The sequence below is a fragment of the Mucilaginibacter gynuensis genome (genome assembly GCF_039541195.1).
Taxonomy (GTDB): Bacteria; Bacteroidota; Bacteroidia; order Sphingobacteriales; family Sphingobacteriaceae; genus Mucilaginibacter; species Mucilaginibacter gynuensis.
In genome coordinates this window covers 320,625-338,813 of the sequence record NZ_BAABFT010000005.1, presented here as the reverse complement: position 1 = coordinate 338,813, position 18,189 = coordinate 320,625, and the positions used below count along the sequence as shown (strand labels likewise).

The window sequence follows — 18,189 nt, the reverse complement described above, 5'->3', positions numbered from 1 at the left end:
ATTACTATCGGATTATCATTACATAGCCGGTAATAAATGGCTTATTATTTTTCAGATCGATGAGGTAATAATACGTCCCGGCCGGAACCGCGGTATTATTATAAGTGCCATCCCACTCATTAGCGTAACCACGGCTGGCATATACCAAAGTGCCGTAACGGTTATAAATATTTAACTGACAATTGGAGTGTTCGCTGGCAAGCGAGGTGATCTTCCATGTGTCATTTACGCCATCTCCATTGGGCGTAAATGTATTTGGTATTTTAATATCAACAGTTTCTTTAAAGGCAGGTATTACAGTAAGTACGCCGTTGATATAACTGATAGTATAATTTGCCGCCCGGGCATCTTTTACCATAATAGGGTAATTACCGGGTGCCGAAATAACATTAGCAGTAGTACTTATAACAGGTGGCTGGGTAAAAACTTCTCTTCCTTCACCATACACAAAACCCGTTATAGTGGCTGTTAACAGCGGGTTAGCTGTATTTTCACTACGATCTTTATTGTCGGCTTCAATGGTAAGCGGGGCGGGTGTTACCATAAAGGTTTGCTGTACCGGCAAAGCCGCTAAATAATTGCTGTTTCCGGCCTGGTTAGCGGTGATGGTTACCTGCCCCGTACCTTTTATGTCGGCCTTGCCATTTATAATGGTCACCACAGCATTGCTACTACTGGTGTATAAAACAGGTATGGTATTATTTGTGCTGGTTGCCCCCGGATTAAAGGCGACTTCGCCATAAATTTTGTTTGCTATTGGCGCGAAGGTTATTACCTGTAGTTGAGGTGCATTAACTTCAAGTGTATGGCTCACCGGGGCAGCTGCCGCATAAACAGTGTTACCTGCCTGGTTTGCGGTGATGAGTGCAAGCCCTGTAGCTTTAATACTTATATTACCATTGATTATTTCAGCTACGGCCGGGTTATTACTTGTATATGTTATCGGTATGGTTGTATTGGTGCTGGTAGCGCCGGGGCCAAAATCGGCATCGCCTATCATTTTTACCGGTAAAGACGGAAATGTAATGGTTTGGGCCAATAGTGGCTGAGGATTAACTTTAAGGGGTTGTGTTGTAGGTACGGCTGCCGTATAAATAGCATTGCCTGCCTGGTTGGCGGTAATATTAGCCGTGCCTACTCCTGCAATAACAATTTTATTGCCTGCTATTTTTGCCACAGCGGGGTTATCACTGGTATATGTTATAGGTATAGTGGTATTAGTGCTTATGGCGCCGGGATCAAAATCAGCATCGCCCGTTGTTTTTTCGGGCATAGGGCCAAAAGTTATGGTTTGCACCAGTAATGGCTTAGGATTAACTTTAAGAGGCTGTGTTACAGGTAAGGCAGGTATGTACATGCTATTGCCGGCCTGGTTAGCGGTGATATTGGCGGTGCCTACTCCTACAATAACAATTTTATTGCCTGCTATTTTTGCCACAGCGGGGTTATCACTGGTATACGTTATAGGTATGGTGGTATTAGTGCTTATGGCACCAGGATCAAAATCAGCATCGCCAATTGTTTTTTCGGACATAGGGCCAAAAGTTATGGTTTGTGGTTGCTGGGTGTCGTCAATTACAGTAATGTTTAGCGTAAATGAACTACTGCCCGTTGCGTTATAACCGGTTATCGTATAATCTGTTGGCGGCCATTTTAATGTTGGGGTACCGCTGATAATGCCGGTAGCATTATCGAAATGCAAGCCGGGCGGCAATGGTTTATCTATAATATATTGCTTGGTTTGTATCCTTCTAAATGCATAGCCGTCATTGCTGGGCACAAATAAGGTTCCGTTAGCATCTGAAGCTATGGCTAATGGCTGTAATACGATGCCTGCCTGGCCTACACCATCATCGTCTGTAATGATGCCATCTAATGATGGTCCGGCGCCAACAACTGTACTCACTATGCCATCGGTGCTAATTTTACGGATCTGATGATTACCCGTATCTGTTACGTACAAATTACCATCGCCGTCAATAGCTACATCACGGGGATAATAAAAAGACGCGTTTTCAGCCGGCCCGTCTTTAACGCCGAAATCACCGGTACCGGCTACCGTTGTCACTGTTCCGTCAGGCGTTATTTTTCTGATAGCATTATTATGCTGATCTGCTACATATACATTTCCCTGTTTATCAGTTATCAGGCCGCAAGGGGCATTAAACTGTGCATTAGTACCTTTGCCATCTGTAAAACCCTGAGAGCCACCGGCCAGCGTGGTAACTTGCCCGTCTGGTGTAATTTTACGTATGGCACAATTACCAGAATCAGTTACATACAAATTTCCGGCAAGGTCAACAGCTACATCAAATACAGAATTAAACTGTGCTTGCGCTACTGTACCATCTTTAAATCCGGGGCCTGTTCCTTTACCGGCTACTGTAGTTACATAGCCGGCAGGTGTTATTTTTCTGATTTGATCTATACCCCAGTCTGCTACATAAACATTACCAGCGTCATCAATGGCAATACCAAAGGGATGATAAAACACAGCCTCTTCACCCTGGCCATCAATGCCGTCAAACCCGCCATATCGTCCGGCAAGTACCGTCCGGGTGCCATCAGGCAATACTTTATATATCTGCATTGTACCCGGATCGGCCGTGTAAATGACGCCGTTTTTATCAATAACTGCCCCATAAACGCTCCAGTTTTTATAATCAGCTATGTATGGTACGGTTGATGTTACACCATAGTTATTCGGGGTTATTAAACCACCTTTGTTATCGGGCTTTAAATTGGTAATAGGTTTATTTACAGGGTAAACATTGGGGGTGCCGAATGATATGTCGGGCGCAGGAAGGGCGGGCAGGTTGTTATCTTTAATACTTATAGTTACCGTGGTTGTGCTACTGCCGTGCAAATTGTAAGCGGTCACCTTATAATTAGTAGCCGTCCTTTTTAATGCCGGAGTACCGCTAATAGTACCCGTTGCAGCATTGAATGCTAGCCCGGCTGGCGGGTCTTTATCTATTGTGTAGCCGGTAACTGATATTTTGCGTATACGGTTGCCTTTTACTTCAGAAACATATAAACTCCCCTTATTATCACTGGTTATACCGAATGGGTTTTCAAATGCCGCCAGCTGACCAATACCATTGCTGTAAGTGATAATAGAACAACCTGCCAAACTGCTTACATAAGCATCGGGCGTAATTTTACGGATAATGGTGTTGTACTGATCGGTAATGTAGAGGGTACCTGTAATATCACAAACCATCGCACTGATGTCACTGAAGGAGGCTTGGGTGCCAATACCATCATTGTTCCTGAAATTTGAATTGCCGGCAAATACATGTGAGTCAAAGTCAGGTGTGATCTTCCTGATAATGCGATAACCATCAGCCACATAAAAGTTCCCCTGTTTGTCAATAGCGATGCTTGATGGGTAGCCGATGGCGGCAAGTTCACCTATACCATCCTTTGAATATTGTTCGCCATTACCCAATACTGTACTTACCTCGCCCGCCGGTGTGATTTTTCTGATACGGTGATTACCGGTATCGCATATGTAAATATTTCCATCCTTATCAACAATTAAGGCGGCAATATCACTAAACCTTGCACTTGCACCTGTACCATTTTGATAGCCCTTTTTGCCATCGCCGGCCAAAACACTAACCTGGCCTGCAGGGGTGATCTTCCTGATCTGGAAGTTTTTTGTATCGGCCACATAAATATTTCCCACGGCATCCATAGCAAGAAAAGCCGGACCATTAAACCTTGCTTTTGCAGCCTTCCCGTTAGTTTTACCTGCAACGCCATCGCCTGCCAATGTAGTGGTAGTGCCATCAGGGCTTACCTTCCGTATAATATTGTTATCAAAATCAGCCACGTAAATATTACCCTGGGCATCAGCGGCAAGGCCTTTTGGCGATTTAAATGAAGTCGAGCCGGCATCGCCGTTAATGGCCCCCTGTTTACCACTTCCGCTTAATTTACTCACCATTGCATAAGCAACTGCCGGTATATCGCCACCGGTATTATTGGGCAGTAAAGGCGCCATATCAATGCCAACAGTTAATTGTAAAGGAGTGGTGTATGTAATATTGGGAGCATCATCATCGGTTACTCTATGCTTTCTTTTTGCGCTAAGCTTTACAACTTTAGTTGTAATACTTTTGCTAACCGGAGCAGTGTTCTTTGCAAGTGCCGCAAAACAAATAATAAGCGATACAAAGAAGCAGTATTTGGCAATAGTGTTGGTGAAAAAGAGCCTTTTCAATTATTTGAGATAACGGTTTAGAATAAAAATTCCTCTAAATTATTAAATTTAATTTATTACCAAGGTTACACTTTTTGCAAATTTTAAGCGGGCCTGGTTATTTTATTCGGGTTTACTTTTTTTGCTTTTGCCTGCTATAACACAGAGGTTGCTCATACTAATAATTTAAAACTGTAAGGGAGAAGTTTTGCAGGCTCGGATAAAAACGAATAGCTATTCGTTTTGGATTTGTAAAGCCAATAACAATTGATCGGTTTTATTAAAAATCCCAATTTGCGACATCGTGCGCTCGGGTATCCTAAATCCGGTAGCTTGCCATGATCATATTTAATATTGATTACTTTTGTTTTTTCGATGCATAAATCCGACATATCCATTCCTGTTAACACGATGACTGGTAAATCCGACGGTGGCATTGCCATCGCCAGAAAAATATTTACAGATACATGGGTCTTTGATGAGTTACAGTACGCGCACCGGGATGACTATCACTTGTTTTTGTTCCAGGAAGAAGGCCGTACCGAAATGAAGATCGATTTTCAGGGTTATTGCCTTGAATCCGGATCGATCATCTGTATCCACCCGGACCAGGTGCATCACTTAGGCCCGTTTTTCGCGGGCAAGGTCAGCTTTTTACTGATAGATAAGGAAAACTTGTTACCGGAGCAGCTCAATTTATTGGAAGACATCAGGCCCATAAAACCCTTACACCTGGACGATCAATCCTGCGCTTTGATTGCCGACACGGTAACCTTATGCCTCCGGCTGCATGAACAAACGGAAAAGAAAATGTACCACACGCTGGTTAAAGAAAGCTGTAATTTGCTGGTCGGCCTGTTCATCTCGCAGTACCTGGCCGGTACCACATCTTATGATAAACTTTCCAGACCGGAACAAATCACCAAAGCTTTCAGGACCATACTGGATCAATATTTCGTATCCGCGAAAAGACCCGCCGATTACGCACAGAAGCTGAACATTTCTACCCCATACCTGTACGAATGTGTCAAAAATGCGACCGGGTTTTCCGTGTCTTACCATATAGAACAACGCGTGATCCTGGAAGCCAAACGCCTGCTTTACTATTCTGACCGCTCCGTCAAACAAATAGCAGCCGAGCTGGGATTTAACGACTATCCGTATTTTACCCGGTTGTTCGCTAAAGTGACCGGTATGACCGCGCTGGCCTTCAGAAAGAAGAACCGGGACTGACCGGTAAACCTTTTTATATGACCGGAAGCGGTACCTATTGGACTGGTCGAGGATAGCCGTTATATGTATGCTCCCTGCATCTTAGTATTGCACATCATTTTTTACTTGTTGTGCTTATTTATGAAAATTGAAAAGAAAATACTTATTTGCGGCGCCAGTATCTCCGGTACGGCAATCGCATTTTGGCTGAAAAAAGCCGGTTACCGTGTGGTTATTGTCGAAAAATTTGCTTCCTTCCGGGATGGCGGCCAAAATGTTGACGTAAAGGGTTATGCCCAGGACCTTTTAAAACTGATGGGTATTGATCGGGAGGTCGACGCGAAAAATACCGGTGAACTGGGACTGAAATACATAAACAAAACAGGTGGGGTCATTTCCACTTTCCCCAAGGGGGCTGTAGGCGGCCTCACCACAGATTATGAGATCTTACGCGGCGATCTGGCCCGGATCATCTATGAAAAAACAGCGCTTGTTTGCGACTACCGCTTCGGGAAGTTTGTAAAGCATTTGTCGGATAATGCGGACGGTGTAAGCGTGACGTTTAATGACGACTTAACTGAAGAATTTGCGATGGTTATCTGTGCAGACGGTATTGGCTCTGCCACCCGTGACCTGGTTATGCCTGAATATATCCACTTTAATTACCTGGGTGCTTACATGTCTTTTTTCACGATCCCGAAAAGCCCTGAAGATGACCTTTGGGCAAAAGCATACCAGGTTAGGGGAGGCGCTCTGGTATTTCTCCGCCCCGGGCACGAAAACGAAACAACGGTGCTCGTTTCCTTCCGGAAAGAACGGGTGGATAGCATCCCACAAACTATCGCTGAACAAAAAACGAAACTGAAAGCCGTATTATCCGGAAAAGGCGGCATTGCCGACCGGATAGTTCAGCACCTTGATGACGTGAAGGATATGTATTTCGGCCCCATGAGCCAGGTGAAAGCCTCCCGGTGGTCTAAAGGAAATGTAGTGCTTTTGGGTGACGCTGCGCACGCACCGACACCGTTTACAGGTATGGGAACAGCGCTCTCGCTCATAGGCGCTTATATACTGGCGGGTGAACTCGGGCAAAACCATGAACCCGGAACCGCCTTCCAGGCATATGAACGGATTTTTAAACCCTTCGCCGAAATGACGCAACAGCAGATGTCGGCAAGAATGATGCGGTTTATTCACCCTACATCCATGTTCGGCATCAAGATCGCCCGTATGTTGACCAGGATACTGGCCAGCAGCGTTCTGCAAAAATTATTGCGTTCAGGAACAGCTAAAAACGGGGTAAATAAAGCGGATAAATTCACATTGCCGGTATATAGTAACTTTTAAGAGTTTCATATAATGATTATCCGCACATGCTGTTTACTATGGCAGTCGGCTTTATCGTTTGCCAAAACACAAACTCCGGGAATATAAAAAAGCAAGCGAGCCTAAATCATAAGATACAGCAGCGCTATAAAAAAGCAATTGCTTGCCGACATCGATACACAAGGGAATGTCAGGGTAAACTTGGGCGATTAAATTATAGCTTATATATATTGAGTACCAAAAAGGGCGATATTGTTTAGTAGTCGCCCTTTTTGCATTTAAAAATTGAAGCCTTCTTTGTTCCTTTTAATAATCGCTTCTTCAGTTCTCGGTATCAGTACGTCAAGGCCAAATTGAACCACGCCCGCCTGTACTTCTTCAATAAAGGGGCGAAAGCTATCGTTGTATTCTATGAATGCGCTTTCAAAATCACCATGGCATTTTTCAAAGGCATCTGCAAGCGCGGCGGCACCGTCTATCGCAAGTGACCCTCCTCTGCCTGCGGCTGGTGAAGCGCAGTAACCGGAGTCGCCAACTAATGCTACCCTGCCTTTTGTCCAGGAGGGCATTTTCATCTGGCAAAGTTTGTCAAAATAGAATGAATCGGATTGCTGTATTTCTATTAACAGTTCCGGCGTTCGCCAGCCTGAATTTTTAAACTGTTCAATTATCATGTTTCGCATCTGCTGTTCGTTCCGGTAGTCACAAGGAATTTCCTGCTCACAATAGTAAGCAAAGCAAATATCAGTCTTTCCATTATAGGCGTTTAGCATAATTGTTTTACCGGGTTCACTGTATAGTTGGGTAGTATTTTTCGGAATGAGCAATTTATTAACGATTGTTATAGAAAAGTAGGTTTGCAGAAAATGCGAGAACGCTGCTTCCTCACCAAACCAAAGTTTCCTGACAACTGAATGGATGCCATCGCAACCAAATACCAGGTCAAAAGATTGTGCCGTACTGTTTTTAAAAGTTACGTTGATCTGGTCTTCGTATTCTGTTAAGCTGGTGATGCTTTCACCAAAAATAAACACAGCATCATCTTTCACCAGTTCTTTCATCATCTCTAACAATATATCCCGCTCAATCTCGTATTCCGCGTTGCTACGCTCTTCGTGGTCTTTTTGCGTAAAGTCCAGTCTTTGGGTAACATCGTCAGCGTTTTTGAATTCCACAGTTTCCATGGTGAGTTTTTTAGCGACAATTTGCTCAAATAAGCCCATGCGTTTTACAATGCCTATCGTTTTTTCAAGGATATTGACAGGTGTACCGCCTTTTTTAAGATTTTTGGCAATCTCTACAATGGTTACCCGGTAGCCCAATTTAATCATCCAGTAGGCGGTTGAAAGACCTGCGAAGCTCGCGCCTGATATGAGTACTTTTTTATAATGTGTTGTTCCCATTTTGTTCTAATTATTACAGGGACAAAGGAACATGCATTTAATTCGGCTTTTTAGGCTGTAACAAGGAAATACTTGGATTAACCGAGGTTTTTATTGCGAAACTTTACAGGAGACATACCTGTAACTTTGGAGAAAAGACGGGAGAAGTAGGGGTAGTCGTCATAGCCTAATGCAGCTGCAATCTCTTTTAGGGATTGATCTGAATGATAAAGTAATCGTTTTGCTTCCAGAATAACGCGCTGCTGAATGTGGTAGGAAACGGGATGCCCGGTACTGTTCTTTACGCATTCATTAAGATAAGCGGTAGACAGATTTAGTTTTTCAGCATAATCGGCAGGGCGTTTCAGCTGAATAAAATGAGTTGATACGACTTCGCGAAAGGCTTTATTAATAGATTCAGGTCTGGAAAGTTTATCGGCAGGTGTTGAACTTTCCAAAGAAATAGCGATAACTAAACCAATTAGCATATTCATGTTATCATTTAGCAAAGGCTTAAAGAGATAATCTTTTTTACGCGCTGCGAATTTAATACAAAGTGAAGCGGTATCAGATAATAATGCAAATAGCTCGGGGTTCAAATGTATAGGTGTAGCCCGTGTAATATCATCAAGTAACTTAAGATATACCGGGTTTATGTTTTGGTTGTGTGTGGCCCAGGCGCATACGGTAACATTTTCGAAGGCAAGTATTCGGTGTACCTGATCCGGGTGCATATAAATGATGGAGGGAGATAGAATATTGTATACTTGAAAATCGATTTCCATGGTAACACTACCTTTTTCGAGCAGAAAAAAGGAGTGGCTATCGTGTCGCTCGGGTTGTTCCCATTCGCCGAGTGGAGGCAGGTAATCAAAAGCAATCCTTTCGATACTGATTCCCACGCTATGATCATCACCAAATTTATTGACAGGGATTGAGCTGACTTTTTTGCGCATCGGTTATTCTTTAAACAAAGATAGCTTTTCAGATGATGCTTCCGGGATGTAGATTAATAGTGTGTTTTATAAATAAAACAGGGTAGGAACAAGGGTATGCTCGTTAACTTCGGCTTTGCTGCCCAATTATATTTTCCCCCGGTTGAGGCTTTGTGTTTATTGGTTCGGGATTGTGATATATAGGAAAAACTGGTTCACCTGATAAATAAGACGCTTGTTTTTATGTAAATTACTTGTTACAATTGGATACTAATCTGATTGATCCGGGCGTTCGTAGTGGAGAATTTATTTGGGAATTTATGATCAAACTAAACACAGTAGGCATATTATTTGGCCTGCTTTTACTATTTGCTTGCAAAAAAGATAACGTTGATGCTGATAAAACTGATCCGGTGGACAGCACGCCTCTTCCCGGTGGAAATACGACCTGGTGGAGGCCTGTAGCGGGCATTAGTTTTGATTGGGTATTGGATGATATCACCCCATCAAACACTTTTAGCAGTGATGTAGTGGACGTAGATGCCTTTACAACCACAGCCGAAACAGTAGCAGCCTTGCATGCCAAGGGGAAAAAGGTGATCGCTTATCTATCGGTTGGTACGTTTGAAAGCGACAGAAACGATGGTGCGTTGCTGCCCAAAGAAGTTATCGGCAAAAAGTATGATGAATGGCCGAAAGAAAAATGGCTGGATATCCGGCAGGTTGACAAACTTAAACCATGGCTAAACTCCCGGTTCAGGATGATCATTAAAAAAGGGTTTGATGGCATTGAGCCGGATAATCTTGATTCGTACGATAATGAAACCGGATTTAGTATAGGTGTCGCTGACACAAAAATATATATAGACTATCTCATCAAGCTGGCACATGATAATGGTTTATCCATCGGGCAAAAAAACGTAAACGACCTTGCCAGTGAATATGCTGATAAATTTGATTGGGCATTAACTGAAGATGCTTTTCAGCAAGGCTGGCAAAATGAAATGACGGCCTATATCAAACTTAATAAACCCGTTTTCGCAACAGAATATACCGATGTAACTACACAAAAAACTTTTCAGGATGAATATTGCCCGAAAGCTACGCAATTAGGATTTACAGCCATACTCAAGAAAAGAGATCTGGATAAATGGCTGTATAAATGTCAATAAACCGGTTGTTGTAATCTCTTTATGTACGGTTTCAAACAGTTAACTGCATAAGGAAACATTTATTTACAAAGTTTACATTTTTATTTACAATACTGGTTCCTCGGCTTGAGCGATATCAAAGTAATTTCGCTGAATAAACTTTGAGGTGCTATGAAAAATAAAAAAACTGTCTTATACGGGTTGATGATTATTATGCATGTTTTTTGCATTTCCGGCTATGGGCAAGTTAAAACCGACCTGCCAAAAGACAATATCGAGCCCGAAACAAAAAGCGTAAATATTTCCACCGGGCCTAACCGTATTACACGCAATATTATACAAGATAAAAAAGGCAATATTTGGATTGCTGCATTTGATGGTGTTTTTCAGTATAATGGAAAAGATTTTACCAATATTACCGGTAAAGTTAGTTCTGCGCGGTTCTTTTCTGTTTTAGAAGATAGAAAAGGCAACTTGTGGTTCGGCTCTATTGGTTCGGGTGTTTATTATTATGATGGCAAATCCTTTAAAAATTTCACAATTAAGGATGGACTTCTTAATAATGATGTTGGTAGTATTTATGAAGATAAAAAGGGCAACATCTGGTTCGGAGTTTTTGGAGGTACAAGCCGGTACGATGGGAAATCTTTTCACAATTATATTATCAATGGAGATGCGATGAATGAAGACCGCACAGGGACAACTTTTTCGGATAGGCCTCCTTATGAGGTTAATGCAATTATTGAAGACAAAACAGGCAAATTTTGGTTCGCTACAAGAGGCAATACCTTTGTGTATGATGGAAAAAAATTTACCGTTTTTACCCATGATCACAAGCCCTTTAAGAATGTTCGTTCGGTAATGGAAGATACGGAAGGCAATATTTGGCTGGGCGGCAATGATGGTCTTTGGCGTTACAACGGCAGTATTTTTACCAATTTCAAACAGAAGTTTGTTGGTTACATTTACGAGGATAAAAAAGGAAATATCTGGACCAGTTCAGAAAAAGATACTAACGAACCTTGGGCACTTCCACGGTATAACGGAAAATCCTTGCCATGGGCTACTTCAGAAATGGATAACAGCCGGGCTTGGGCGCTTTCCCGGTACGATGGAAAATCCTTATCTAATAAGAAGCCAACGGTAACCCAAATAATAAATAAACCAATGGTTTTTGGAATTTTAGAAGATGATAAAGGAAATATTTGGTTTGGCGCATTCGATGGGGTGCATCGTTATGATGGATATACCATTACCAGCTTTAACAGTAAAGAGAGTCAGAAATAAGTAATGGAGAAATAGTTTCATCAATAAGCCGAAAAGCCAAACGGAAAGAGTGCATAATAGAGAAACAGTATGGTTGAATAGATCAGGTTAAAAAGTCAATTTGCGTCTTAGATAGGTCGCTTTAAAATGCATCATCTTATTTCAACAAACGGTTAGGGTTATCACTTTTATCTTCACCTGTGTGCTTTGCTGTGTTTACTATAGTTTTTATGCCGATAACGAGCTGAGAACAAATAATGATCATTTACACACCGAAGATACAGGCGACCGGCCATGTTGTCATTAGCTGTTTTATCCTAACACATATCACAAAACAATGGGGATTTGTTTTGTGATATGTGGATTATTAGTGTTGATGAAAAATGCTACGTGCCGACAAAATTACGCTAAACTTAATGAGGCAATCCCGTAGCGCATCTTTCGATTTATTATTTCGGTACCACCGGAAATTGCGAGATCCGGAGCTGCGTACAGCCGTAAGGCACCAGGACAATATCCTCGGTCGATCCTGTTTCCAACTGATAGGTAACGCTGTAGGGGATAGGCCCTGTCATACCGTTGTATAACTGCCACGATGGAATGCGCTTGCCACTGGTTTTTATCAATATAGGTGCATTTTTGAGGCTCCAGGGATAAGTGGATTGCTGACCGGTTTCCTCAACCTTATAGTTATCGGCTAACTTGTTGTCAGCAGTTCTGATCAACGCATAGTTCCAGGGTGAGATGGGCAGTATCTCGGTATAGGCATTTCCATAATCAATAGAGTCTTTGGTGTTTTTAATTTGTTTCGATGTCCCTTCTATCTTAAGTGCATAGGTGATTGGCCCTCTTTCTACAGAGACGGAGTTTTCTTTCCAGGTGTTGGTGAAAATATGCATAGGCAAGTTGAGTTCTACCACATCGCCGTTTTTCCATTCACGGGAAATTGTGACGAGCTGATTGCCTTCTGCTTCCTTGTACACCTGTCCATTTATTTTAACGGAACCCTTCTTGCACCAGGCAGGTATGCGCAGTTGAAAAGGAAAGTTCACTGATTTTGTTTTTTTATCCAAAGTTAGGGTGAACCTGATCCCTTCGTCAAAAGGATAATTGGTTTCTTCTTTAAAAAAGATCTCCGTGCCGTTTGCCACCTTTGCTTTAACTTCGCTCGGCGAATAAATTAATGCAGCGATGCCTTTGTCGGCAGTTGCATACCACAGGTTCTGCGTGAATTTTGGCCAACCCTGGTGCATGTTAGAAGTGCAGCACGGATATCCGGTCAACAGGCCATAACAAACGTCGGTGCCGGCATGATTAACATCAAAATTGTGTGTTTGCCTGGTGAGCATAACCTGGTTGGCCTGCTGAAAATACTGGCGGTCGGTAAGGTTATCCGCTACCTGCGCAGGCAGGGCATTGAAAGCTATCTTCTCAAGTCTGTCGGCATAATTTACATCGCCGGTTATTGTTAAAGTGCTCTCCAGCGTAAACATCATCTCCACAGCAGTGCAAAGTTCTGAGCCTTGAGTAGGGTCATTACCGTGAAGCGCCTCATCACCTCCAAACAGGCCATGTGCCATTTCGTCAAACTTACGCAGGTCAGCATAACCCCTCGTTGTTGCCGCGAGATATTTTTGTTCCGGATGCTGCTGGTAATAAATGATGGGCTCCTTCATGCCCTGCGCCAGGTTTACACCGTGTATACTGCCTGCCTGCGACAGTAAAGGGGTGTTTAAGAAGGCATCGGTAAAGTCATAACTTTGCTGATGAAGCAGATCGGCCAGGTCCAGCAGGGATTTGTTGCCGGTAATATTATACAGCCAGTAAACAACCATCAGGTTATCACCTGCGCGGTATCTTGCCCAAAACGACCAGTGGTCTAAAGGTTTCGCGGGAAGTTCTTTCAGTTGATATTTGAAATAATTGGTCATTAGCTTAATTATCCGCTGATCTCCGGTGGCCGAATAATATTGTTTCAGTATTTTAAGCATCACCATTTTCGGCCACCAGTCCCGGCTGTTGTCCCGCTGTAAGCCCGGCTCAGGGCCATAGTCCTTTGAAGGGCCGAAATACCCGTCCGGCTGCTGACTTTTAATGGCGTATTCAATCCAGGGCTGAACTTTGGCAATCAGTTCCTTATCGTTCAGAATATAGGCCAAAGGTAATAAGCCGTCTATCCAATAAGGGCCGCGTTCCCATTGATCGCCGTCTCCGCCAAGCCATCCGTTACGTTTGTTCATCACCAGGGGGTATAATTTATCAAGGTTACCGGTAGCGCCGTTTTTTTGCCGTACAAGCATCTCTTTGAGCCAGCCCTGGGGTTTGATCGCACCGAGAGGCAGTTCAATAAAAGGATTTTGCCGCAAGGGAGCCCTGCTGCCGGTGTAATTTTCGGTAAGCGGCTTTTTTTCCTGGCAAACCGCATGAAGCGAAATGACCAAAAGAGCCGTTAAAAGTTTATAGCTATTTTTCATATTGTGCATTTAAAGTTTCTGTTGTATTTTAATTGTTTCCGTTAAGCTCTTTTTTATCGATAATGATATTTTCTATAGCCAGAATATCCATTTCTGTTCCTAAGAAGCAGTTCAGGGCATCTTCGGGTGTGCAGACGATGGGCTCATCTTTTACATTAAAAGACGTGTTTACAATAACGGGACATCCTGTAAGGTTAAAGAATGTGCTGATCAAATGGTGGAAGACCGGATGTTCGGCATCGCTTACCGTTTGAATCCGCGCCGAGAAATCCACATGCGTTATTGCGGGCAGTACCGATCTTTTCCGCGCCAGCATGGCAAATCCTCTTTCCTCCGTAGCTGACTGGTGAATGAGCCGGTGTTGATGTTTGACAGGGGCGACGAGCAGCATATAAGGACTCTTTTGTGCCAGTTGGAAAAAAGTATCAGCACGTTCCTCCAGCACGGCAGGGGCAAAAGGGCGAAACGATTCCCTGAACTTGATCTTCTGATTAATTATGGCCTGCATATGTTCATTCCGGCTATCTGCAATGATGCTTCTTGCTCCAAGGGCACGCGGGCCAAATTCCATCCGGCCGCTGAACCAGCCAATCACTTTACCCTGATCTATCAATGCGGCAACTTTTTTGAAATATGCCTCATCACTGTATACCCTGAACCTGATCTTTCTTTCAGTAAGCAGGGCGGATACAGAGGCTGTTGAAAATACCGGGCCGAGGAGGGCATTCTGCATCTTATCACGTTCGGATACCCGGCGGTCACGTTTCAGGTGCTGATAGTAGATAAAGTATGCAGCACCCAGTGCCCCGCCTGCATCCCCGGCTGCCGGCTGGATCCATAAACTGTTAAAAGGGAATTCCTCCAGCAGTTTTCCATTGGCAACACAATTAAGTGCCACACCGCCAGCCAGGCATAGCTTGTCGGCCTGGTATTTCTGTTTGATATGCCGTACCATCTTCAGCATGATCATTTCGGTTACTTTCTGAATGGAACTGGCCACATCCATATGGAACCGGGTTATTTCTTCGTCCTTTTTCCGTGCTTTATGGCCGAAGAGCTTTTCAAAGCGTGTGCCGGTCATGGTTAAGCCGCTCATATAGTTAAAATAGCTCATTTCCAACCGGAATGAGCCGTCATGCTTCAGATCGATCAGGTGATCATAGATCAGTTGTTCGTACTGTGGTTCGCCATAAGGGGCCAGCCCCATTACCTTATATTCATCACTGTTTACCTTAAAACCCAGGTAGTAGGTAAAAGCGGCATAAAGCAATCCGACCGAATGCGGAAATTTGATTTCCTTGATCAGATCTAGGCTATTGCCGTCGCCGCGCCAAACTGATGTTGTTGTCCATTCGCCCACGCCGTCTACGGTCAGGATAATGGCTTTCTGATAAGGGGAAGGGAAGAATGCCGATGCCGCATGTGCCTGGTGATGTTCGGTAAATAACAGGTTGCCGCCATTGTATTCCCAGTCAGGTGCTATACTTTTCAATGCGGTGATGATCTGCTTTTTCATGAAGATCTTATTCCTGATCCATAAGGGAATAGCTTTCAGGTAAGAAAGCAGCCCGCGTGGTACAGTGGCCAGGTAAGTTTCTACCAGGCGTTCAAACTTCAGGAACGGCTTTTCATAAAATACAACATAATGCACCTGTGTTAGTTGTATTCCAGCTTCAGCCAGGCAGTAGGCGATTGCCCTTACCGGAAAAGCTTCATCGTTCTTTATACGGGAAAAGCGTTCTTCCTGCACAGCCGCTATGATCACGTCATCCCTGAGCAGACAAGCCGCACTGTCATGAAAATAAGCAGAGATCCCGAGGATATACATTTCAGAACAAGGTGTATAAAAAGGGTCCTAATACGCTTGACTGCGCCACTACCACCAGCAGGCCGATGACCAGCAGCAGTATGAAAAGCGGCCATAACCAGTATTTGCGCCTGTATCTTAAAAAGGAAAAAAACTCTGCTATCACCTCCATATTCTTAAAATTGATGTGTTAATGATGATGGTTCACGCTTTACCGCCGGTTGCCAGTAAGATGGTTGATCACCCGGCTTCATGATTGCCAGTGCATCCCGCCGGATCAGTTTGAACAGCAGTCCCAATGGGATAAAAATGAGGATGTAAATAAGTATTAGCCAGATCATCGTATTCACTGTCCCCAGGCCGTGAGCCAGCTTTTCCCAGCAGATTCGTGGATAAACAAGCCACCGCGGCCTCACCAATGCGGGCAGTAGTAAGCAGAGCCCGCAGCCGATCAGGTAATAATTCAAACTGCCGGTTCTCATCAGCTTATACAGGCAGAGACTGAGGATAAAACCGCCCAGCAACAGGCCAAACCGGCGTTCTTTTTTATAGGTTGAATTACTCATGATAGGTTATTTCTGTTATCCGTTAATTTGCCTGGAGAGCAGCATAGGTGTCGTTCAATTGTTTGCTAAGTATTCGATCGGCCGGTGCGGCTTTGCCTGCCTGTTCCAGTTGTATCAGTCGCCTAACAACTTCCCGGGCTTTGACCAGTGCCGGATTGTCCGGGGTTATCGTGAGCGCGTAATTGATGTAGCGGTCTGCTTTTTCCGGATGCCTGCTTTTGATCTCAAGGGCAAACAGTGCCCTGGCCAGATCCATCGAAGGTTCCAGCACAAATGCGCGGTTAAAATAGTTGATCGCTTTTTTCAGATTTGATTGCTGCGCAGAGAGTTTGCCCGCGGCCGCGTAAAATGCTGCATCCTGCGGATACTCCAGTACCACCGCTTCGGCAACTTTTAATGCGGCCTTCTGATCCCTGGTTTGTTCATAATAGTTCATCAGCCTGTCCATGGCATCATTCCATGGTAAATGTTGTTTGATCATGGCCATGGCTATTTCACCTTCCAAGGTGTTAGGTACGGGTTGTTTGATGGCAGTTTCATGAAAAGGCCATGCTCGTTTCAGTTCCGCCACGCTATACGCCCCGAACAGGGAATCCGTCGCTGTTAAAGGCATTTCGTCCTGCAGCTGATGAAGCGACATGTCGAATTGCGGGCCTACCGGTAGAATATGGCGGGTTTTCAGGGCGGAGAAAAAGGCTTCGCTCATGAGGGCGTACCCCTGTAAATTGGGATGCACATGCTCCAAAATAGTTTCATTTCCTAAAATATGCCCGTGGGAATGATTCTCGAAAACCTTACGTGTATCCACAAGGTATATCCCGGCATATCGTAACGCTGCATCACGGATGATCTGATTCATTTGTTCCGGTGCCCGAAACCGCAACAGATCATGAGCCGCTGCATTGATGAACAAACGTTTGGCCACAATGGTATCCGAGATAAGGTAAGCCGCTGTGCCTTTGTCATAATAGCTTTTTGCTGATGCGTCGGCTTCTCTTGCATCACTGCTCAGTGGCGACAGGTCTTTTTCATTGCTGACCAGGTTGCTGATGAACACCGGGATCTTCCTGGCTGAAAACAGGCGGCACATTTCATTAATGTTCATTTTGAACTGCGATACGCCATTTTTGAATTTTTCCGATCCGTAATGGATATGCTGATCGGCCGCCATACGTTCCATAAGCGTTTGGCTGATGTCTGTTTTGCCCTTGCCGCTCAAGCCGCGCATGGTGTTGAAGATCAACTGAACAACACGGTAATGCTTCAGCGCGATAAGAGTACGGATGAACGGGGCTGAATTGCCCAAATTACTGGTTGAACCCACGCCGAGTGCACCGTAATACTCATTATGACCGCTATATACAAGGATGCCGTCGGGTTCATAATCAGGTAATTCTTTTGCCATGTCAAGCACGGTATAAGAATTGACAGCCGTCAGCGAAAGGTTGATGATCTCGAAATTCCAATCGGGATACATTTGTGTAAGCCGGTAAGTTAACCAGCGGTGAAATGACCCGTTGTGCATGTACGGATAACCGATGGTTGTTGATTCTCCCAGTACAAACAGCCGTATAGTATGCGGCGCTTTCCGGACCTTAAAAGATTCGGCATTGCCTGTCGTGGCGTTGACCCCGTCTGTAAAATACCGTTCAGATACATACCTGTTCATGACCAGGCTGCCGGGATGTTCTTCATCCGGGATAAAAAGGCTAAGATCATGGCCATAGCCGGTGATCCTCAAAATAAGTTCCAGCAGTAGGATGAACAAAAACGGCAATGCGAAGGCAATCAGCTTAAATGCTGATTGCTTTCTTTTGTCGGTTACCTGTTTTGATTGCTTTGCCATATCCGGGAGCTTGTGGC

General features: G+C 44.1%; 12 protein-coding genes. 4 read left to right on the top strand and 8 right to left on the bottom strand.

Annotated elements, in window-relative coordinates; genetic code table 11:
- Window positions 1–4: 4 nt before the first annotated feature.
- Entirely contained in the window at window positions 5–4,009 is a 4,005-nt protein-coding gene (locus tag ABD894_RS12290) for a T9SS type B sorting domain-containing protein (protein WP_345211334.1), read from the bottom strand.
- A 609-nt stretch (window positions 4,010–4,618) separates the two neighbouring features.
- On the opposite strand from ABD894_RS12290, the gene ABD894_RS12285 reads away from it, so the two are divergent.
- Window positions 4,619–5,440 (top strand): helix-turn-helix domain-containing protein, encoded by an 822-nt coding sequence (locus ABD894_RS12285; RefSeq protein WP_345211333.1) that lies wholly within the window; start codon window positions 4,619–4,621, stop codon window positions 5,438–5,440.
- Between the two features lie 120 nt (window positions 5,441–5,560).
- Window positions 5,561–6,766, top strand: a complete 1,206-nt coding sequence (locus ABD894_RS12280) for an FAD-dependent monooxygenase (RefSeq protein WP_345211332.1) — start codon at window positions 5,561–5,563, stop codon at window positions 6,764–6,766.
- 257 nt (window positions 6,767–7,023) lie between these two features.
- Here ABD894_RS12280 and ABD894_RS12275 read toward each other — a convergent pair whose 3' ends face one another.
- Window positions 7,024–8,148: an FAD-dependent monooxygenase gene (locus tag ABD894_RS12275; RefSeq protein WP_345211331.1), complete on the bottom strand. Its 1,125-nt coding sequence runs from the start codon at window positions 8,146–8,148 to the stop codon at window positions 7,024–7,026.
- A 77-nt stretch (window positions 8,149–8,225) separates the two neighbouring features.
- On the bottom strand, window positions 8,226–9,083 hold the full coding sequence (locus ABD894_RS12270) for a helix-turn-helix domain-containing protein (RefSeq protein WP_345211330.1): 858 nt from the start codon (window positions 9,081–9,083) through the stop codon (window positions 8,226–8,228).
- A gap of 299 nt (window positions 9,084–9,382) precedes the next feature.
- On the opposite strand from ABD894_RS12270, the gene ABD894_RS12265 reads away from it, so the two are divergent.
- Window positions 9,383–10,234: an endo alpha-1,4 polygalactosaminidase gene (locus ABD894_RS12265; RefSeq protein WP_345211329.1), complete on the top strand. Its 852-nt coding sequence runs from the start codon at window positions 9,383–9,385 to the stop codon at window positions 10,232–10,234.
- Window positions 10,235–10,384: 150 nt separating this feature from the next.
- Window positions 10,385–11,500: a ligand-binding sensor domain-containing protein gene (locus ABD894_RS12260; RefSeq protein ID WP_345211328.1), complete on the top strand. Its 1,116-nt coding sequence runs from the start codon at window positions 10,385–10,387 to the stop codon at window positions 11,498–11,500.
- Window positions 11,501–11,928: 428 nt separating this feature from the next.
- Here ABD894_RS12260 and ABD894_RS12255 read toward each other — a convergent pair whose 3' ends face one another.
- Genes ABD894_RS12255 through ABD894_RS12235 form a run of 5 tightly spaced genes read right to left on the bottom strand, consistent with a single transcriptional unit; the run spans window position 11,929 to window position 18,172 of the window.
- Window positions 11,929–13,953 (bottom strand): beta-L-arabinofuranosidase domain-containing protein, encoded by a 2,025-nt coding sequence (locus ABD894_RS12255; RefSeq protein WP_345211327.1) that lies wholly within the window; start codon window positions 13,951–13,953, stop codon window positions 11,929–11,931.
- A gap of 28 nt (window positions 13,954–13,981) precedes the next feature.
- Entirely contained in the window at window positions 13,982–15,781 is a 1,800-nt protein-coding gene (locus ABD894_RS12250; RefSeq protein ID WP_345211326.1) for a carbamoyltransferase family protein, read from the bottom strand.
- A gap of 1 nt (window position 15,782) precedes the next feature.
- The gene (locus tag ABD894_RS12245) at window positions 15,783–15,932 is read right to left on the bottom strand and encodes a DUF5989 family protein (RefSeq protein ID WP_345211325.1); all 150 of its coding nucleotides are present in this window, start codon (window positions 15,930–15,932) and stop codon (window positions 15,783–15,785) included.
- 4 nt (window positions 15,933–15,936) lie between these two features.
- Window positions 15,937–16,326, bottom strand: a complete 390-nt coding sequence (locus tag ABD894_RS12240) for an SxtJ family membrane protein (protein WP_345211324.1) — start codon at window positions 16,324–16,326, stop codon at window positions 15,937–15,939.
- 22 nt (window positions 16,327–16,348) lie between these two features.
- A complete protein-coding gene (locus ABD894_RS12235; protein ID WP_345211323.1) occupies window positions 16,349–18,172 on the bottom strand; it encodes an SGNH/GDSL hydrolase family protein in 1,824 nt (607 codons plus the stop codon).
- Window positions 18,173–18,189: the final 17 nt, after the last annotated feature.